Annotated in this window: 19 protein-coding genes; 10 read left to right on the forward strand and 9 right to left on the reverse strand. The window is 65.0% G+C overall.

The window, feature by feature from the left end; genetic code table 11:
• Positions 1-58: 58 nt before the first annotated feature.
• Complete coding sequence (locus tag BLV47_RS01460) at positions 59-733, reverse strand: anti-sigma factor (protein WP_092309106.1); 675 nt, start codon at positions 731-733, stop codon at positions 59-61.
• Positions 730-1,374 (reverse strand): sigma-70 family RNA polymerase sigma factor, encoded by a 645-nt coding sequence (locus tag BLV47_RS01465; protein WP_425272140.1) that lies wholly within the window; start codon positions 1,372-1,374, stop codon positions 730-732. Before BLV47_RS01465 ends, BLV47_RS01460 begins: the two co-directional genes overlap by 4 nt.
• 185 nt (positions 1,375-1,559) lie before the next feature.
• Between BLV47_RS01465 and BLV47_RS01470 the strand changes: the two genes are divergently transcribed.
• The 4 genes from BLV47_RS01470 to BLV47_RS01485 all read left to right on the forward strand — a co-directional run bounded on the left by BLV47_RS01470 (position 1,560) and on the right by BLV47_RS01485 (position 4,581).
• The gene (locus BLV47_RS01470; RefSeq protein WP_092309112.1) at positions 1,560-2,123 is read left to right on the forward strand and encodes a DUF2780 domain-containing protein; all 564 of its coding nucleotides are present in this window, start codon (positions 1,560-1,562) and stop codon (positions 2,121-2,123) included.
• 145 nt (positions 2,124-2,268) lie between these two features.
• Positions 2,269-2,697 (forward strand): DUF350 domain-containing protein, encoded by a 429-nt coding sequence (locus BLV47_RS01475; protein WP_092309115.1) that lies wholly within the window; start codon positions 2,269-2,271, stop codon positions 2,695-2,697.
• A gap of 10 nt (positions 2,698-2,707) precedes the next feature.
• Entirely contained in the window at positions 2,708-3,430 is a 723-nt protein-coding gene (locus BLV47_RS01480) for a DUF1190 domain-containing protein (RefSeq protein ID WP_092309118.1), read from the forward strand.
• Positions 3,427-4,581 carry a glutathionylspermidine synthase family protein gene (locus BLV47_RS01485; RefSeq protein WP_092309121.1) on the forward strand — a complete coding sequence of 385 codons (1,155 nt, stop codon included), beginning with the start codon at positions 3,427-3,429 and terminating at the stop codon, positions 4,579-4,581. The genes BLV47_RS01480 and BLV47_RS01485 overlap by 4 nt, the downstream gene beginning before the upstream one ends.
• Here BLV47_RS01485 and BLV47_RS01490 read toward each other — a convergent pair whose 3' ends face one another.
• On the reverse strand, positions 4,582-5,469 hold the full coding sequence (locus BLV47_RS01490; RefSeq protein WP_092309124.1) for an acyltransferase: 888 nt from the start codon (positions 5,467-5,469) through the stop codon (positions 4,582-4,584).
• 226 nt (positions 5,470-5,695) lie between these two features.
• Between BLV47_RS01490 and rloA2 the strand changes: the two genes are divergently transcribed.
• The 5 genes from rloA2 (at position 5,696) to BLV47_RS36060 (ending at position 9,985) form a co-directional block, all read left to right on the forward strand.
• Positions 5,696-6,196 (forward strand): retropepsin-like aspartic peptidase RloA2, encoded by a 501-nt coding sequence (gene rloA2 / locus BLV47_RS01495; RefSeq protein ID WP_092309127.1) that lies wholly within the window; start codon positions 5,696-5,698, stop codon positions 6,194-6,196.
• A gap of 59 nt (positions 6,197-6,255) precedes the next feature.
• Complete coding sequence (gene creB / locus BLV47_RS01500) at positions 6,256-6,936, forward strand: two-component system response regulator CreB (RefSeq protein WP_092317019.1); 681 nt, start codon at positions 6,256-6,258, stop codon at positions 6,934-6,936.
• Positions 6,936-8,354, forward strand: coding sequence for a two-component system sensor histidine kinase CreC (creC, locus tag BLV47_RS01505; RefSeq protein ID WP_092309130.1), 1,419 nt, complete (start codon positions 6,936-6,938; stop codon positions 8,352-8,354). The genes creB and creC overlap by 1 nt, the downstream gene beginning before the upstream one ends.
• Positions 8,355-8,445: 91 nt before the next feature.
• The gene (creD, locus tag BLV47_RS01510) at positions 8,446-9,822 is read left to right on the forward strand and encodes a cell envelope integrity protein CreD (protein ID WP_244168833.1); all 1,377 of its coding nucleotides are present in this window, start codon (positions 8,446-8,448) and stop codon (positions 9,820-9,822) included.
• Positions 9,815-9,985: a hypothetical protein gene (locus tag BLV47_RS36060; protein WP_167365612.1), complete on the forward strand. Its 171-nt coding sequence runs from the start codon at positions 9,815-9,817 to the stop codon at positions 9,983-9,985. Before creD ends, BLV47_RS36060 begins: the two co-directional genes overlap by 8 nt.
• On the opposite strand, the gene BLV47_RS01515 is transcribed toward BLV47_RS36060, so the two are convergent.
• Positions 9,982-10,611, reverse strand: a complete 630-nt coding sequence (locus BLV47_RS01515) for a glutathione S-transferase (RefSeq protein ID WP_092309136.1) — start codon at positions 10,609-10,611, stop codon at positions 9,982-9,984. The two genes, BLV47_RS36060 and BLV47_RS01515, sit on opposite strands and share 4 nt — an antisense overlap.
• Before the next feature lie 100 nt (positions 10,612-10,711).
• Between BLV47_RS01515 and BLV47_RS01520 the strand changes: the two genes are divergently transcribed.
• Positions 10,712-11,164, forward strand: a complete 453-nt coding sequence (locus tag BLV47_RS01520; protein WP_092309139.1) for a hypothetical protein — start codon at positions 10,712-10,714, stop codon at positions 11,162-11,164.
• Here the strand turns inward: BLV47_RS01520 and BLV47_RS01525 are convergent.
• The 5 genes from BLV47_RS01525 to BLV47_RS01545 form a co-directional block, all read right to left on the reverse strand.
• The gene (locus tag BLV47_RS01525) at positions 11,111-11,299 is read right to left on the reverse strand and encodes a hypothetical protein (protein ID WP_092309142.1); all 189 of its coding nucleotides are present in this window, start codon (positions 11,297-11,299) and stop codon (positions 11,111-11,113) included. The two genes, BLV47_RS01520 and BLV47_RS01525, sit on opposite strands and share 54 nt — an antisense overlap.
• Positions 11,296-12,417, reverse strand: coding sequence for a PepSY-associated TM helix domain-containing protein (locus tag BLV47_RS01530; protein ID WP_092309145.1), 1,122 nt, complete (start codon positions 12,415-12,417; stop codon positions 11,296-11,298). The genes BLV47_RS01525 and BLV47_RS01530 overlap by 4 nt, the downstream gene beginning before the upstream one ends.
• 63 nt (positions 12,418-12,480) lie before the next feature.
• Positions 12,481-14,910 carry a TonB-dependent siderophore receptor gene (locus BLV47_RS01535; RefSeq protein WP_092309148.1) on the reverse strand — a complete coding sequence of 810 codons (2,430 nt, stop codon included), beginning with the start codon at positions 14,908-14,910 and terminating at the stop codon, positions 12,481-12,483.
• A 180-nt stretch (positions 14,911-15,090) separates the two neighbouring features.
• The gene (locus tag BLV47_RS01540; protein ID WP_092309151.1) at positions 15,091-16,068 is read right to left on the reverse strand and encodes a FecR domain-containing protein; all 978 of its coding nucleotides are present in this window, start codon (positions 16,066-16,068) and stop codon (positions 15,091-15,093) included.
• Complete coding sequence (locus BLV47_RS01545) at positions 16,065-16,583, reverse strand: RNA polymerase sigma factor (protein ID WP_092309154.1); 519 nt, start codon at positions 16,581-16,583, stop codon at positions 16,065-16,067. Before BLV47_RS01545 ends, BLV47_RS01540 begins: the two co-directional genes overlap by 4 nt.
• Positions 16,584-16,737: the final 154 nt, after the last annotated feature.

A 16,737-nucleotide genomic window follows, 5' to 3' on the forward strand; every position in this document is an offset into this window, starting at 1 on the left:
AGCCAGCTCCTACACAACTCGGGCCTTGTAGGAGCCGGCTTGCCGGCGAAGGCGGCCGTCAGAGCGCCGCCAATTGCCCTTGATACAGCACGGGGCCGGTGGGCTGGCCGGTAGGCGAGCCGCCGTGGGGCTCAAGGCTTACCGCCAGGGCGATCGGGGTGCCCAGCAGTTCACGCTGGGCCGGGCTCAGGTTGATCTTGCCCTTGCCCCCCACCGGCACCACGCCGAGGGAAATCGGTTTGCCGTCGGCAGGGATCGCCCAGAGTTCCAGGCTGCGGTCCAGGCCGATGGCGGCCAGGGTCAGGGGCTCGACTTGCAGGTACTGGGCGTGGGCCTTGATCCGCAGGGCCGGTTGCTGGTCGGCGCTGAGCAGGGTGGCGCTGTAGCGCACCTGGTCGCTCTGCTGGATAAAGCCGATGTACAGGGTCGCCAGCACCGCGCAGGCGGCGAGCGCCAGACGCCAGCGCATCCACAGCGGGCTCTTCTGCGGTACGTGCAGGACTTGCGGTTCGATGCGTGCCTGGATACTCGCCCAGACCCGTTCCGGCACCGCCGCTTCAGGCAGGGCTTCGGTCAGGCAGGTAAGGCTTTCCTGCCACTGCGCCAGTTCTTCGCGCAGCGCCGGGTCGTCCAGCAAGAGCATTTCGAAGCGTCGGCGGGCGGCGCCCTGCATCAGGCCGATGGCGTAGTCGGCGGCCAGGGCGCGCCGGCGTTCAGGGGTTCGATAGTTCATGATTCAAGGCACCGGCGCAGGCGTTCCATGCCCCGACGAATCCAGGATTTGACCGAGCCCAGGGGCGCGGCCAGGTGTTCGGCCAGTTCCGAGCAGGACAGGCCCTGGAAGTAGGCCACGGTGATGGATTGGCGCTGCATGCCGTCGAGGCTTTCCAGGCAGCGGTTCAGGGCCCGGGCGGCGCGGGCGCTGTCCAGCTGGTCGTGGGCCGAGGGCGTTTCATCTTCCAGCTGTTGTTCCTCGAGTTCGCCCAGGGGCCGTTCGCGGTGTTTGCGCAACTGGTCGATGGCCTGGTTGCGGGTGATGTTGACCATCCAGGTCAGGGGCGCGGACAGGTGCGGCTGGTAGCGCACGGCGTTGTTCCAGATGCGCACGAAGCTTTCTTGCAGCACCTCTTCGGCCAGATCGCGACGGCCCATGAAGCGCAGGGCGACGCCATGCAGACGCGGGGCAACCATGTGATAGAGGGTTTCGAAGGCTCGGCGGTCGCCCAGTGAACACTGGGCCAGCAGGTGCCGCAGCTGATCGGTGTCGAGGCTCGAAATGGCGATTCTCCTGACAGGAACGGGGGCAAGGGCCAGCGACAGGCGCCGACTGACGCAGCCAGAGATTAGTCCAGGGTGGGTGGTTGTTCCATTCACGTCCTGTTGCCTCATGCCGGGGCCCGGGGGTGGCGCTTGTGGACGATATACGCAGCAGCGGCGGAGCTGGATGCAGGCGCCGGACGGCAGGGCGGGCGTCGGAACATTCGCTGTCGGTTTCAGTCAAATCTGTGCTTTCTCGCCGCCCGAGTCCGGACGGTTTCCCGCCCCATGAGGTTGTTTCGATGAATATTCCACGCGGTTTTGCCCTGGCTACCCTGATGACCCTGGCAGCCGGCTCGGCGTTGGCCGGCGGTTTCAGCTTGAGCGACGCGGCCAACGCCATTGCCGGCATGCAGGGCGGCGACAAGGCCGCTGCCGCCGCGCCGACTTCCCAGACCGCCGGCCTGCTGGGCACCCTGGCGCAACTCAATGTCACCCCTGAGCAGGCCATCGGCGGTACTGGCGCCATGCTCGGCTTGGCGAAGAATCAACTCAGCGGTTCCGACTATTCGCAACTGAGCCAGAGCGTACCGGGCCTGGACCAGCTCTCGGGCGGCAACGCCCTGGGCAGCCTGGGCGCCTTGAGCGGCCTGCTCGGCCAGTCTTCCGGCAAGAGCGCCGGCCTGGGCAGCGCCCTGGGCAACGTCAAGGACACCAATGACCTGAACAACGCCTTTGGCGCCCTGGGCATGGACAGCGGCATGATCGGCCAGTTTGCCCCGCTGATCCTGCAGTACCTGGGGCAGCAGGGTGTTGGTGGTTCCCTGCTGCAAAGCCTGGGCGGCATCTGGGGCGTGAACCAGTAACGCCTCCCGGCCCCGGCGCGATCGGCGTCGGGGCTATCGCTCTCGGAGCTTCCCGCGAGCCCTGAAACTTTACCTTTGCGGAGTTTTCGCCCAATCCGGCCTGTGCTATATCTCGCGCCCCGTTTTCCAAGGAAGTTTGAACGCGATGTTCATGGATGCACTGAAGATGTCTTTGCCCGCCGACGCGGTGCTCGGTTTCATGCTCTACATGCTGGGCGCAGCCCTGGTGTTTGCCCTCTACGCGTTCATCTACACGCGCCTGACCCCCTATAACGAATTCGCCCTGATCCGCCAGGGCAACAGTGCCGCCTCCATCGCCCTGTCCGGCGCCTTGCTGGGCTTTGCGATCCCGGTGGCCAGCGCGATTTCCCATTCCATTTCGATCATCGATTTCCTGCTTTGGGCCGGCATTGCCTCGGTGGTGCAGGTGCTGGCGTTCTTTGTCGTCAGCCTGACCCTCAAGGGGCTGTCCCAGCGCATTGCCAACCAGGAAAATTCCGCGGCGATCCTGGTGGCTTCGGTGTCTGTCGGTGTTGGCCTGCTGAATGCGGCCTGCATGACCCCATCGGTCTGAGGGCATCGGCATGAAACGCAGTAAAAGCGTGCGCCTGGTGCTGCTGGGCAGTGTGCCGTTCGCCTTGGCGGCTTGTGATGGCCAGCCTCAGGCGACGCGTGAAGTGCGTCAGGTCCAGCATTTCACCAGCCCACAGGAGTGCGAGCAGGCGCAGATCCCACTGGATATCTGCCAGTCGGCCCGCGACGACGCCTGGGAGCGTAGTGACGTGGTGGCCCCGCGTTATCAGGACCTGCAAGACTGCGAGGAGGACTTCTACCCCGGCAATTGCAAGGTCTCCATCTACAATCGCACCTACATACCGACGTTCGAGGGCTTTGCCCTGACCAGCGAGCGTACGGTGCCGGTCAAGCCCGAGGATGAGCAACAGCAGCAGGGCAGCTCCGGCAGCTCCAGCGGTAGCAGTTCGTTCAGCTCCGGCGGTGGTGGCGCCTCCAGCTCCGGTTCGGGTTCCAGCTTCTGGCGCTGGATCGGCCTGGACTCGACCCCGGAGCCGCGCTATTTCAGCGAGGCGCTGTACAGGGAGCGCGACGGTCGTGGCGGCTCGCAACTCAGTACCCTCAGCCAGCAGGTGGAGGCCGGAAAGTCCTTCAGCCTTGCCAACAACGGTGGCCGTTTCGGTATTTCCAGCCCGGAGAACTTCACCCGAGCCGGCAACTCCATGGCCGGCGCCCATGAGGTGGTGAGCCGCGGTGGTTTCGGTTCCGGGCACAGCTGGGGCTTCGGTTCTTGAAGCGCATCCCCAGCACCCCGCGGGCGGATTGGCAGGCCACGGCCGAGCAACTGGGCTTTGCCTTCCACACCTTCGACGGCGAGCCGTACTGGGACGAGTCGGCCTACTACCGCTTCAGCCTGCGGCAGATCGAGGACGACCTGGAAGACCCGACCCAGGAACTGCACGAGCTGTGCATGGCCCTGGTGGCCGAAGTGGTGGACAGCGAAGAGCTGCTGCAGCGCCTGGCGATCCCTGCGGCCTTTCACGAATTGATCCGCCAATCGTGGAAGCAGGGCGAGCCCCATCTCTACGGGCGCATGGACCTGTGCTACGACGGCGCAGGCCCGGCCAAGTTGCTGGAGACCAATTACGACACGCCGACTTCGCTGTATGAGGCGAGTTTCTTCCAGTACGTCTGGCTGGAGCAGCAGTTGCAGCGCGGGCAGTTGCCGGCCGGCTGCGATCAGTTCAACAGCATCGAGGACAAGCTGCTGCAGGCCTTCGTCCAGGGCGGCTTCAAGTCGCCGATGCACTTTGCCTCGGTGCGCGATTCGCTGGAGGATCGTGGCACGGTCGAATACCTGCGCGATATCGCCCGTCAGGCTGGCCTGGGTACGCGGCTGATCGCCATCGAGGACATCGGCCTGAATGCCGGTGGGCGTTTCGTCGACCTGCTGGAGATGCCCATCGACAGCCTGTTCAAGCTCTATCCCTGGGAGCATCTGTTCAACGAAGCCTACGGCCCGGCGATTGCCGGCAGCGGCACGCAATTTGTCGAGCCGCCGTGGAAGGCGATCCTCTCCAACAAGGGCGCCATGGCGCTGTTATGGGAGCGGCATGCAGGGCACCCGAACCTGCTGCCGGCGTTTATCGACGATGACCCCACTGCCCGCCTGGGCCCGGGTTGGGTGCGCAAGCCGTTCTTTTCCCGGGAAGGCGCCAATGTGGAAATCTGCACCGCGGGCGGTGAGCGCCTGATCGAAGCCGGGCCCTATGGCGGGCCCTGCATCCGTCAGCAGTTTCACCCGCTGCCGGTATTTGCCGGCAACCACACGGTGATTGGCAGTTGGGTGATTGGCGACCAGCCGGCGGGGATCGGCATTCGCGAGGACAACTCGCCGATCACCAAGGACAGCAGCCGCTTCCTGCCCCACGTGATCAGCGATTGATCAGCGGCGTTCGTTCAGCAGTTCGCTGATGCGCTGGTCCTTGTCGGTCCACAGCTGGTTGACCCAGTCCTGCACCTTTTGGCGGAACGCCGGGTCGTTTTCGTAATCGCCCTGCCACAGCGCCGGGTCCAGTTCGCGGGTGCGGATGTCGATGATCACCTTGGGCACGTTGCCGCTGATCAGGTCCCAGAAACCGGGAATGCGTTCTTGGGGATAGACCACGGTCACGTCCAGCATCGCGTCCAGCTGTTCACCCAGGGCCGCGAGGACGAAGGCCACGCCGCCGGCCTTGGGCTTGAGCAGGTGCTGGAAGGGCGAGTCTTGTTGCTGGCGCTTGGCCGGGGTGAAGCGGGTGCCTTCCAGGTAGTTGACCACGGTCACCGGCTGGCGCTTGAACAGCTCGCAGGCGGCTTTGGTGATTTCCAGGTCCTTGCCTTGCAGCTCCGGGTGCTTGGCCAGGAACGCCTTGCTGTAGCGCTTCATGAAGGGGTAGTCCAGAGCCCACCAGGCCAGGCCCAGGAACGGCACCCAGATCAGTTCCTTCTTGAGGAAGAACTTGAAGAACGGCGTGCGCCGGTTGAGGGTCTGGATCAGGGCCGGGATGTCGACCCAGGACTGGTGGTTGCTCACCACCAGGTAGGAGGTGTCGACCCGCAGGCCATCGCCACCGCGAATGTCCCAGCGGGTGGGGATGCAGCAGGCAAAGATCAGCTTGTCGATCTCGGCCCAGGTTTCGGCGATCCACATCACCGCCCCCGAGGCGCAGTCGCGCAGGCGCCCGGGCAGGACCAGCTTGAGCAGGGCAAACACCATCAGCGGGCCGAACAGCACCAGGGTGTTGAGCAGCAGGAGCAGGGTGACGAAACAGCCGGTGAGCAGGCGGCGCATAAGGCACTCTTGGCAATCTTTTGAGCGCGCCATGATAAGCAGCTTCGGCGGGTACGCCAAATGGCAAGCGGCAAGTAGCAAGCTGCAAGCTGCAAGCGGCGAGCTCCAAGCTTGAGGCTTGAGGCTTGAGGCTTGAGGCTTGAGGCTTGCAGCTGCCTTCATCCGAACCATTTGGTTGGCCGCGGTCTAAAATCCCGCTGCCCCTCTTTTCAAGGAATCCACTGTCGTGAAATCTGTCCTTGCTCTTGTTTCGCTGTTGGCGCTGCCGGTGATGGCCGCCGAGCCGACCCTGTATGGCCGTTACGAGTACATTCGCCTGCCGGAAATCGGTGAAACCCTGCAGGCCAAGATGGACACCGGGGCCCTGACCGCGTCGCTGTCGGCCAGGGATATCCAGACCTTTACCCGCGATGGCGAGGACTGGGTGCGCTTCCGTCTGGCCACCAAGGATGCCGGGAGCAAGGTCTATGAACACAAGGTGGCGCGCATCAGCAAGATCAAGAGCCGTTCCGAGGAGGGCGACGAGGCCGAAGAACCGCAGTCGGCCAAGCGCCCGGTGGTGGAGCTGGAGATGTGCCTGGGCAACGTCAAGCGCACGGTGGAGGTCAACCTCACCGACCGCAGCAGCTTCAACTATCCGTTGCTGATCGGCGCCAAGGCGCTGCGGGAATTCGGCGCGGCGGTGAACCCGGCGCGGCGCTATACCGCTGACAAGCCCGACTGCTGATTGACGGGATACCGGGCATCCGGCACCGTTCTCCCACTGAATTTGCGTGCTTGGATGCCATGCCCCATATCCTGATTGTCGAAGACGAAGCGGCCATTGCCGACACCCTGATCTTCGCCCTGCAAGGCGAAGGCTTCACCACCACCTGGCTGAGCCTGGGCCATGCGGCCCTGGAGCATCAGCGGGTAACCCCGGCGGACCTGATCATCCTCGATATCGGCCTGCCGGATATCAGCGGCTTTGAAACCTGCAAGCAGCTGCGGCGCTTCAGCGAAGTGCCGGTGATGTTCCTCAGCGCCCGAGACGGTGAGATCGATCGGGTGGTGGGCCTGGAGATCGGCGCCGACGATTATGTGGTCAAGCCCTTCAGCCCCCGGGAAGTGGCGGCGCGGGTCAAGGCGATCCTCAAGCGCATGACCCCGCGAGCGGCGCCCGAGGCGGCCCCGGCGCTGTTTGTCATAGACCCGGAGCGGGTGCAGATCAGTTATCGGGCCCAACCCCTGAGCCTGACCCGACATGAGTTCCGCCTGCTGCAATGCCTGCTGGAGCAGCCCGAGCGGGTGTTCAGTCGCGAGCAGTTGCTCGATGCCCTGGGGGTGGTGGCGGATGTCGGCTACGAGCGCAATATCGACAGTCATATCAAGAGCCTGCGGGCCAAGCTGCGCCTGGTGGCGGCCGAGGCCGAGCCGATCCAGACCCATCGCGGCCTGGGCTACAGCTACAGCCCGAGCCAAGCCTGATGACGCTGGGTATCCGCATCTTCCTGGTCTACCTGCTGTTCATCAGCCTGACCGGCTATTTCGTGCTGAGCACGGTGATGAAGGAGATCCGCCCCGGCGTGCGCCAGTCCACCGAGGAAACCCTGGTGGACACCGCCAACCTGCTGGCGGAAATCCTGCGGGACGATTTCAAGGCCGGCACCCTCAGCGAGAACCGCTGGCCGCAACTGTTGCGGGCCTATGGCGAGCGGCAACCGGCGGCGACCATCTGGGGCCTGCCGAAGAATCAGGTCAACCACCGCATCTACGTCACCGACGCCAAGGGCATCGTGGTCCTGGACTCCAGCGGCCTGGCGGTGGGCCAGGATTATTCGCGCTGGAACGATGTCTACCTGACTCTGCGCGGCCAATATGGCGCGCGTTCGTCGCGCTCGCTGGCCGACGATCCCAATTCCTCGGTGATGCACGTGGGCGCGCCGATCCGCGACAACGGCCAGATCATCGGTGTGGTCACCGTGGCCAAGCCCAACAGTTCCCTGCAGCCCTACGTCGACCGCACCGAGCGCCGCCTGCTGTGGTACGGCGCCGGGCTGATCGCCATGGGCCTGCTGTTTGGCGCCTTGCTGTCCTGGTGGCTGAGCGCGGCGTTGCGGCGCATGACCGCCTACGCCCTGGCGGTCAGTGAAGGCCGCCGGGCCGAGCTGCCGCACTATCGCGGCGGCGAAATGGAACAACTGGCGACGGCGGTGGAGCGCATGCGTACCCAGCTCGAAGGCAAGGCCTATGTCGAGCGCTACGTACACACCCTGACCCACGAACTGAAGAGCCCGCTGGCGGCGATTCGTGGGGCGGCGGAGCTGCTGCAGAGCGAGATGCCCCTGGAGCAGCGCCAGCGCTTCGTCGGCAATATCGACAGTGAAAGCGCGCGCATGCAGCAGTTGATCGAGCGCCTGCTGAACCTGGCGCAAGTGGAGCAGCGCCAGGGCCTGGAAGAGCGGGTCAGCGTACCCTTGGCGCCCTTGTGCAAGGAGCTGCTGAACAGCCAGCACGGGCGTATCGAAGGCAAGCAACTGCAGGTGGAACTGCGGGTGCCGGCGGAACTGGCCTGGTCCGGCGAGCCGTTCCTGCTGCGCCAGGCCCTGGGCAACCTGCTGACCAACGCCCTGGATTTCAGCCCCGTGGGCGGCCTGTTGCGTTGCACGGCGCAGCGGGTGGAGGAGGGCGTGGAGCTGGTGCTGTTCAACCAGGGCGAGCCGATTCCGGACTACGCCCTGCCGCGCCTGTGCGAGCGCTTCTATTCCCTGCCGCGCCCGGACAGCGGGCGCAAGAGCACCGGCCTGGGGCTGAACTTCGTCGAGGAAGTGGTGCAGTTGCATGGCGGTCGGATGCACATCGAGAACGTGCCGGGCGGGGTCCAGGTGAGCGTGCGCCTGTCCTGAGTGGGGATTCTCCACAGAGTCTCCACATTGCTCCCATAAAACCCCCATGCCCGCGTCCCAGACTCTCTCCCATTCCAACTGGGAGAGCCTCATGAACCGTAACCTGACCTTCAAACTCGGGGCCATTGGCCTGTTGATCGTGCTGTTGCTGATACCGCTGTTGATGATCAGCGGCCTGATAGGCGAGCGCCAGAGCCTGCGCGACGGCGTGCTCGACGATATCGCCCGCAGCTCCAGCACCCAGCAGCAGATCAGCGGCCCGGTGATGGTGGTGGACTACCGCAAGACCGTGCGCACCTGGAAAACCGACGACAAGACCAAGAAGCGCTACCAGGAAACCAGCGAGCAACAGGGGCGGCTGTTTTTCCTGCCAGAGCATTTCGAACTGAACAGCAAGGCCCAGACCGAGTTGCGCGCCCGGGGGATCTACGAGGCGCGGCTGTTCCACGCCGACAACCACATCAGCGGCCATTTCGCCGTGCCCGAGCAGTACGGCATCAAGGAAGACTTCGCCGACTATCAGTTCGACCAGCCGTTCCTGGCGGTGGGCATCAGCGATATCCGCGGCATCGAGAACGCCCTGCAACTGCAGCTCAACGGCCAGACCCTGGACTTTGCGCCGGGCACCTTTGTCAGCTGGCTGGACGAAGGCGTGCACGTATTGTTGCCGCCCCTGGACCTGAAGAAGAGCACCCGCCTGGACTTCGCCTTCGACCTGCGCCTGCAGGGCACCGGGCAACTGCAGGTGCTGCCGGTGGGCAAGACCAGCAAGGTGCTGCTGACGGCCAACTGGCCGCACCCGAGCTTTGTCGGCAACTATCTGCCGGTGCAACGTGAAGTCACCGAGCAGGGCTTTTCGGCGATCTGGCAGACCTCGTTCTTCTCCACCAACCTGGAACAGGCCATGGAGCGCTGCGCCTACAGCAGCCAATGCCAGGACTTCAACGGTCGCAGCTTTGGCGTGAGTTTCATCGACCCGGTGGACCAGTACCTGAAGAGCGACCGGGCGATCAAATATGCCTTGCTGTTCATCGGCCTGACCTTTGCCGGCTTCTTCCTGTTCGAAGTGCTCAAGAGCCTGTCGGTACACCCGATCCAGTACGGCCTGGTGGGCGTGGCGCTGGCCTTCTTCTACCTGTTGCTGCTGTCGCTCTCGGAACACCTGGGTTTCGAGCTGGCCTATGGCGTGTCGGCGGCGGCTTGCGTGGGCTTGATCGGCTTCTACGTCAGCCATGTGCTGCACAGCTGGCGCAATGGCGCGGTGTTCGCGCTGTCGCTGGCGGCCTTGTACGGCTTGCTGTATGGCCTGCTTAGCGCCGAGGACTATGCGCTGCTGATGGGCTCGCTGTTGCTGTTCGGCCTGCTGGGCGTGTTCATGGTGCTGACCCGCAAGCTGGACTGGTATGGCCTGGGCCAGCGCAAGCAACCGGCACCCCTGCAGTTCGACCTGGAGGCCGTCCATGAGTAAGTCACTGGGCTTGCGTGAGGACCAGCGTCAGCGCGAGCGCCTGACGCAGCGGATTGGCCAGTTGTTTCCGCGGGATGCCTGGTGGCTGGTGCGCCAGCAAGCCGCTCCCCGTGCGGTAGGAGCCGGCTTGCCGGCGAACAGGCCGGAGCGCCTGACCGATTAGACCGGTGGCCGGGTCGCCAGCATCGACGGCCGCTGGCTGACCTCCAGATACCAGGCCGCCAGCTTGGGCTGCTCCTGGCGCCATTCCAGATCGGGGTGGCGGAAGTCCAGGTAGCCCAGGGCGCAGGCGACGCTGATGGCGGCCACATCGAAGTGGCTGGCCAGCTCGGCAATCGCCTCGGCCTCCAGCAACGCCAGGGCGCGGCGGATCTTGTCGCGCTGGCCGTCGAGCCACTGTTCCCAGTGTTTTTCCGGGGCGCGCAGGGCCAGTTCGTAGCGCACCAGTACCGAGGCGTCCATGATCCCGTCGGCCAGGGCCGCGAGGGTCAGGCGGCGCCAGCGGGCCGAGCCGTCCCGGGGGATCAGCGGGTTGCCGACGTGCTGCTGGTCCAGGTAATCGAGGATCACCCGGCTGTCATACAGCACCTGGCCGTCGGCCAGGCGCAGGGCGGGAATCTTGCCCAGGGGGTTGTCCTGGTTCAGGGCGGCGTCCGGGCTGACCGGGGTCAACTGGCTGGCGTGCAGGGCAACCCGGTTCAACTGACCGGTTTCATGCAGCAGCACCATGACCTTGCGTACGAAAGGTGATGCCGGGTTGTGGAACAGCGTCATGCTTGGGGTGGACATGAATATTCCTCGCGGGTGGAAGTCTCGCAGCCCGGGGATCTTAGCGCAGCCTGTGGCATGGGCCACAGGGGCGAGTGGCAGTAGCGACAAGGAGTGATGAATGCGCAGGTCCTATCTTTTGCACGGGTTGTACAGCCTGGCCCTGACCCTGCTGGGCGCGCTGGCGGTGTATCTGGCCCTGCAGTATGAGTTTCGCCGCAAGGGCGAGGGTGAGCCGGAACTGATCATGGCGTTTGCCTACATCGCCTGGTACTGGGCGCTGCCGGCGCTGGCCCTGCCGGGACTGGCCTGCACCCTGTTGCGCCTGCGCGGTCCCGACCCGGTGACCCAGCTGTGGCGCTGGAGCCTGGCAGCCTGCTATGTGCCGCTGCTGGGGCTGGCCTTGTTCAGCGTGCTGGTGGCCATCGAGGCGTTCCAGGAAAACCGCGTGTTCATTCCGGTGATGCTGATCGGTCTCGGGCTTTCGATGTACCTGTGGCGCGGCTTCCCGGCGCCGGGTTCAGGCCGCCGGCTTGCGCCGCAACAGGCCGTGCAGGGCGATCAGCGTCGGTAGGCCCAGGCCCAGCCAGCTCAGGCTGTCCCAGAGCCCGTCGCCCAACAGCGCGGCGAACAACCCGGCGGCGCAGAGCAGGCCAAGCGCCAGCGGCGCGCCGAAGACCTTCCAGAAACTCGCTTGCCGCGGCTTCATCGACGCGCCTCCCGGATCGGCTGGCCGGCCCGTCGGCGGACGAGCCACAGGTACAGGCCGCTGCCCAGGACGATGAGGGTCAGCACATCCATCGCCGCCCACAGCAGCTTCATCGGCAGGCCGCCGTAGTCACCGAAATGCAGCGGCTGGGACATGCCCATGGCGTCCATGTACCAGGGGCGCGTGCCCACGGCGGTGACCTGCAGGCTGCTGGCGTCGATCAGCACCGGGGTCAGCAGGTGCGAGGTCAGGTGGCTGTCGCCCTTGAGGAATACTGCGTAGTGATGCTCGCTGGAAAAGCGCGTGCCGGGGAAGGCGATGAAATCCGGTTGCATGCCCGGGGCCGCTTCCCTGGCGATCTCCAGCAGGCGGCTGGCCGGCGCCAGCGAAGTCAGCGCTGGGGCGTCGCGGTAGGGCGCAACCATGGCGCTGAGGCTGTCGTTGCGCCAGGCGGCGATGATCAGGTCGGCGCAGGCGCTGATCACTCCGGTGACGCCCACCACCAGGGCCCAGGTCAGGGTCACCACGCCGATCAGGTTGTGCAGGTCGAGCCAGCGCAGGCGGCGGGATTTGTCCTGGCGCACCGTGGCGAACTTCAGGCGGCGCATGAACGGCAGGTACAGCACCGTGCCGGAGACGATCGCCAGCACGAACAGCAGGCCCATGAAGGCCAGCAGCAGTTTGCCCGGCAGCCCGGCAAACAGGTCCACGTGCAGGCGCAGCATGACCATCATCAACCCGCCGTTGGCCGAGGGCATGGCCACGGCCTCGCCGGTGCGGGCGTCGAGCATGAAGGTGTGGGACGAGTTGGGCTCGGTGCCGGCGGTCTTGGCCATGATCGCCGTCACGCCATTGGGCTCGTCTTCGTCCCAGCCGAAATACTGCATGACCTCGCCCGGGCGATGGGCCTCGGCAGCCTTGACCAGCTGTTGCAGGTCCAGGTGGGGGGTGTCGGCGGGCATCTCCCGCAGCTCGGGGGCATCCCCCAGCAGATGGTCGATCTCGTGATGGAAGATCAGCGGCAGGCCGGTGAGCGCCAGCATCAGCAGGAACAGGGTGCAGATCAGGCTGGACCAGGTGTGGATCAAGGACCAGCGGCGGATGGTTGTGCTTTTCATTGCTTAGCCTTCAGACACAGCAAGGCCGCCCTTGGCGGACGGCCTGGTGGTTAACTCAGCCGCTTACCATTGATAGGTGGCACTGGCGACCACGCTGCGCTGATCGCCGAAATAGCAGTAGGAGGCGTCGCAGGTGGACAGGTAGTCCTTGTCGAACAAGTTGGTGGCGTTGAGCTTCAGCGAGGCGCCCTTGAGGCTGTTGTCCAGGCGGCCGAGGTCATAGTGTACGGCGGCATCGAACACCGTGTAGGCGTTGGCCTTGCCCAGCCAGGTGTTGGCCTGGTCGCCATAGGTATTGCCGGTGTAGCGGGCCCCGGCCCCGATACCGAAGCCGTCGAGCACCCCGCTGTGCCAGGTGTAGTCGGTCCACAGGGAGGCTTGCTGGTTGGGCATCAGTTGCAGGCGGTTGCCTTGGTAGATGCCTTTTTTTACCTCGGACTTGGCCAGGGTGTACGCGGCGATGACCTTGAGGTTGTCGGTCACGTCGGACACCGCTTCCAGTTCCAGGCCCTTGACCTTCACTTCGCCGGTCTGGTTGGTGACCGACTCGCCACCGGCGCCGATGCTGGTTACCAGGACATTCTTCTGGGTCAGGTCGTAGACCGCCGCACTGAGCAGCGTGTTCGAACCCGGCGGTTGATACTTGATGCCCAGCTCCCACTGTTTACCTTCCGTGGGTTTATACGATTCGGTCGGTGAAGCGCTGGCGTTGCTCGCTGGCTGGAACGATTCGGCGTAGGACAGGTACGGCACAACCCCCGAGTCGAACACATAGCTCAGCGCCGCATTGCCACTGAAGTTCTTGCTGCGATCGGTGTTGGTCACGTCCTTCTTGTTGAGGTAGGTGGTGCCCTGGTGCACCCAGTCCTCGCGGCCACCCAGGGTCAGGCGCCATTGGTTCAGGGCCATTTGGTCCTGGACGTAGAGGCCGGTCTGGATGGTTTTCTGGTCGTAGTCGTAATAGGCGTTGGCGCGCGCCGGGCGGACGATCGGCTGGCCATAGACCGGGTTGAAGATATTGGTTTTGCCCCCGTCGCCGTAAATCGACAGGTATGAAGTGCTGGTGCGCTGGTGATCCAGGCCGATGAGCAGCGTGTGGTCGATGTCGCCGGTGGCGAAGTTGGCCTGGAAGTTGTTGTCGACCGCGAACTGACCGATGTCCTCGTTGACGTTGGTCGAGGTACGGCTGATGTTGCCCGCCGCATCTGCCGGAGCGTAGGCGTAGGAGCCCACGGTCAACTGCTGGAAGGACAGCTCCGACTTGGTGTAGCGCAGGTTCTGGCGGAACTGCCAGACATCGCTGAACCGGTGCTCGAAGGCGTAGCCCAGGGCGTAGTAGGTGCGGTCGTAGAACTCGTAGTCCGGGTCGCCCAGGTTCTTGTGATGGGAGACTTGGCCCAAGGGCGATTTGATCTTGGTGCCCTGGATCGGCATGAACTGGCTGGTGGCGCCGGTATCGTCGCGGGTGAACTGCGAGAGCAGGGTCAGGCTGGTGTCGGGATCGATGTTCCAGGTCAGGCTGGGGGCGATGTTGTAGCGCTTGTTGTCGATGTGATCGACCTGGGTGCCAGCATCGCGTACCACACCGCTGAGCCCGTAGAGGAACTGGCCTTGATCGTCGATCTTGCCGGTGCTGGCGAAGTTGATCTGGCGGTAGTTGTCGCTGCCGTACTGAATCTGCACGGCATGGCTGGTTTGCGCGCTGGGGCGGCGGCTGACCATGTCCAGCAGGCCGCCCGGCGGGGTCTGGCCATACACCGAGGACGCCGGGCCACGTAGCAGGGCCAGGCGATCGAGGTTCCAGGTCTCCGCTTTCGGGTTGGCATATGCGCCACGGGGCAGGGGCAGGCCGTCGAGGAACTGGGTGGGCTCGAAGCCACGCACGCGCATCCAGTCATAGCGGGTGTCGCTGCCGTAGCTGGCGGAAACAATACCGGGCATGTAGCGCACGGCGTCGTCGAGATTCTGCACGTTACGGTCTTCCATCTGCTGGCGGGTAGCGACGGAGATCGAGCGCGGTGCTTCGACCAGCGCGGTGTCGGTCTTGGTGCCGGCGGCGGTACGCGTGGCGAGGTAACCGTCGACCGGGCCCCAGGCACTTTCGCCAGCCTGCTGGCCGGTGATGTTGGTTTCCGGCAGGGCGACCACGCCGTCGGTGCTTGCCGCCAGGCTGTAGCTGCCGGCACTGCTGTGTTGCAACTGCAAACCGGTACCTCGCAGGGCCTCACGCAGGGCGCCGGGGGCATCGAACTGGCCCTTGACCGGGGCCGAGGTCTTGCCCGCCGCCAGGGACGGATCGAGGCTCAGGGCCAGGCCGGCCTGGCTGGCGATCTGGTTCAGGGTGCTGGCCAAGGGCGCGGCCGGCAGGTCGTAGGCGCGCACGCTGGACGCTTGCTCGGCGGCCATCAGGCCCTGGCTGGCCAGCGGGGCGCAGAGGGCGATGGCGACAGCCAGCAGGCTGGGGCGTAACAGGGTGTCTAGCGAGCGGGACATGGGGCGGCTCCTGAATGGAAATGTTTCGCAATTGCCTAGGTGCCGGACGAGATTGGAAAAGTGATAGGGCGGATTGAAAATAATTTCGATTCGGATGGATGGTGGGCGCTTCGCTGGCAAGCCAGCTCCTACGGGATCGGTGTAGGAGCCAGCTTGCTGGCGAAGGTCGCGACACCGATCTCAGCGTTTGGCGTCGGCCTTGGCCGTCACGGTTACCCACCAGTCGGTGTGCCGCTCGATCTGCACCGGCAGTGTCGGCAGCAGGGCATTGAGCGCGAGGTCAGTGTCCTGCAGCGGAAAGCTGCCGGTAATGCGCAGGTCGGCCACTTCCGGGGCGACGCCCAGGTGACCACGGCGATAACGACCCAGTTCGGCGATCAGGTCGCCGAGGCGGATGTTGTCCACCACCAGCATGCCCCGGGTCCAGGCGTCGGCCCCCGGGGTCAGGCTCGGCAACGGCTCCAGGCCAGCGCGGCGCATCAGCACTTGCTGGCCCTGCTTGAACACCTGCTCGCCCTGAGCGGCTTGCGGTCGCGCCGCCACCGCCGATTGCAGCACCCCGAGGCGGGTGCCCTGGTCTTCACGCTGGACCAGGAACCGCGTGCCCAGGGCGCGCATTTGGCCGTCGCGGGTTTCGACGATGAAGGGGCGGCTGTCGTTGTGCCCGGTTTCGATGAGGATTTCGCCTTCCTGGAGAACGATCCGGCGCTGCTTGTCATCGAAGCGCACATCCAGCGCACTGTGGGTGTTGAGGTTGATCACCGTACCGTCTGTCAGGCGCAGGGTGCGCTGCTCACCGGTGGCGGTGCGCTGGTCGGCCAGCCAGTAATCCACTGGCAGGTAACGCTCCCCGGCAAACAGCGCCAGCCCGACCACCAGCACCACGCTGGCGACTCCACGCCCCAGCTTGCGCACCTGCCGCCGCAGGCCTTCGCGCGATTGCAGCAAGGCGTTGCGCGCAGGCCCCGAGGCGACGCTGACACGTTGGTCGAGCATGCCCAGTTGGCGCCAGGCCCGGGCATGTTCTTCATGGGCGGCGTGCCATTTGGCGAACTCCTCGTGCTCCAGTGCGCTGGCATCGCCATCCAGCGACAATTGCCAGGCGATGGCGGCGTCCAGCACCCGTGCCGACACCGGTTTGCAACTGATGGGGGTCATAGCGGCTCCCCGTACAGGGCGATGTAGCACTGGCGAATACCCTGGGCCAGGTACTGGCGCACCCGAGGCACCGAAACCCCGAGCCGCCCGGCGATCTCGGCGTGGCTCAGGCCGTCGAGGCGGCTGTGGAGGAAGGCCATGCGCGCCTTGCTCGAAAGCTTGCCCAGCAGGCGGTCGATGGCCTTGAGGTCTTCGAGGATCATCTGTTGTTGCTCCGGCGAGGGCTGCTCACCCTCGGGAATCAACATCAGTTCGTTGAGGTAGGCCTGTTCCAGCGCGGCGCGGCGGAAATAATCGAACAGCAGGCCCTTGGCGATCGCCACCAGGAATGCCCGGGGCTCCCGGGGCGTCTTGAGTTCGTCACGGCCCAGCAGGCGCACGAAGGTGTCCTGGCTGAGGTCCTCGGCCCGCTGGCTGCAGGCCACGTTGCGCCGCAGCCAGGCCAGCAGCCAACCACGATGGTCGCGATACAACGCACCAACCAGCTCATTGCGAGGGCTTTGGACTGACGACAACGGGACTCACCAATCGGGAAGGTTAAAGTAACGAGAATTATTCGCGATTGTCGCAGAGGCGAAACAGTGGCGCAATTGACGTCGGTCGGTTGCCTTGCTGCTGAAGGTGGCTGCTGCTGAAGAGGTTGGTCTGCAGAGAAAGCCCGTTGCGCCG

The sequence above is a fragment of the Pseudomonas saponiphila genome (genome assembly GCF_900105185.1).
GTDB lineage: Bacteria > Pseudomonadota > Gammaproteobacteria > Pseudomonadales > Pseudomonadaceae > Aquipseudomonas > Aquipseudomonas saponiphila.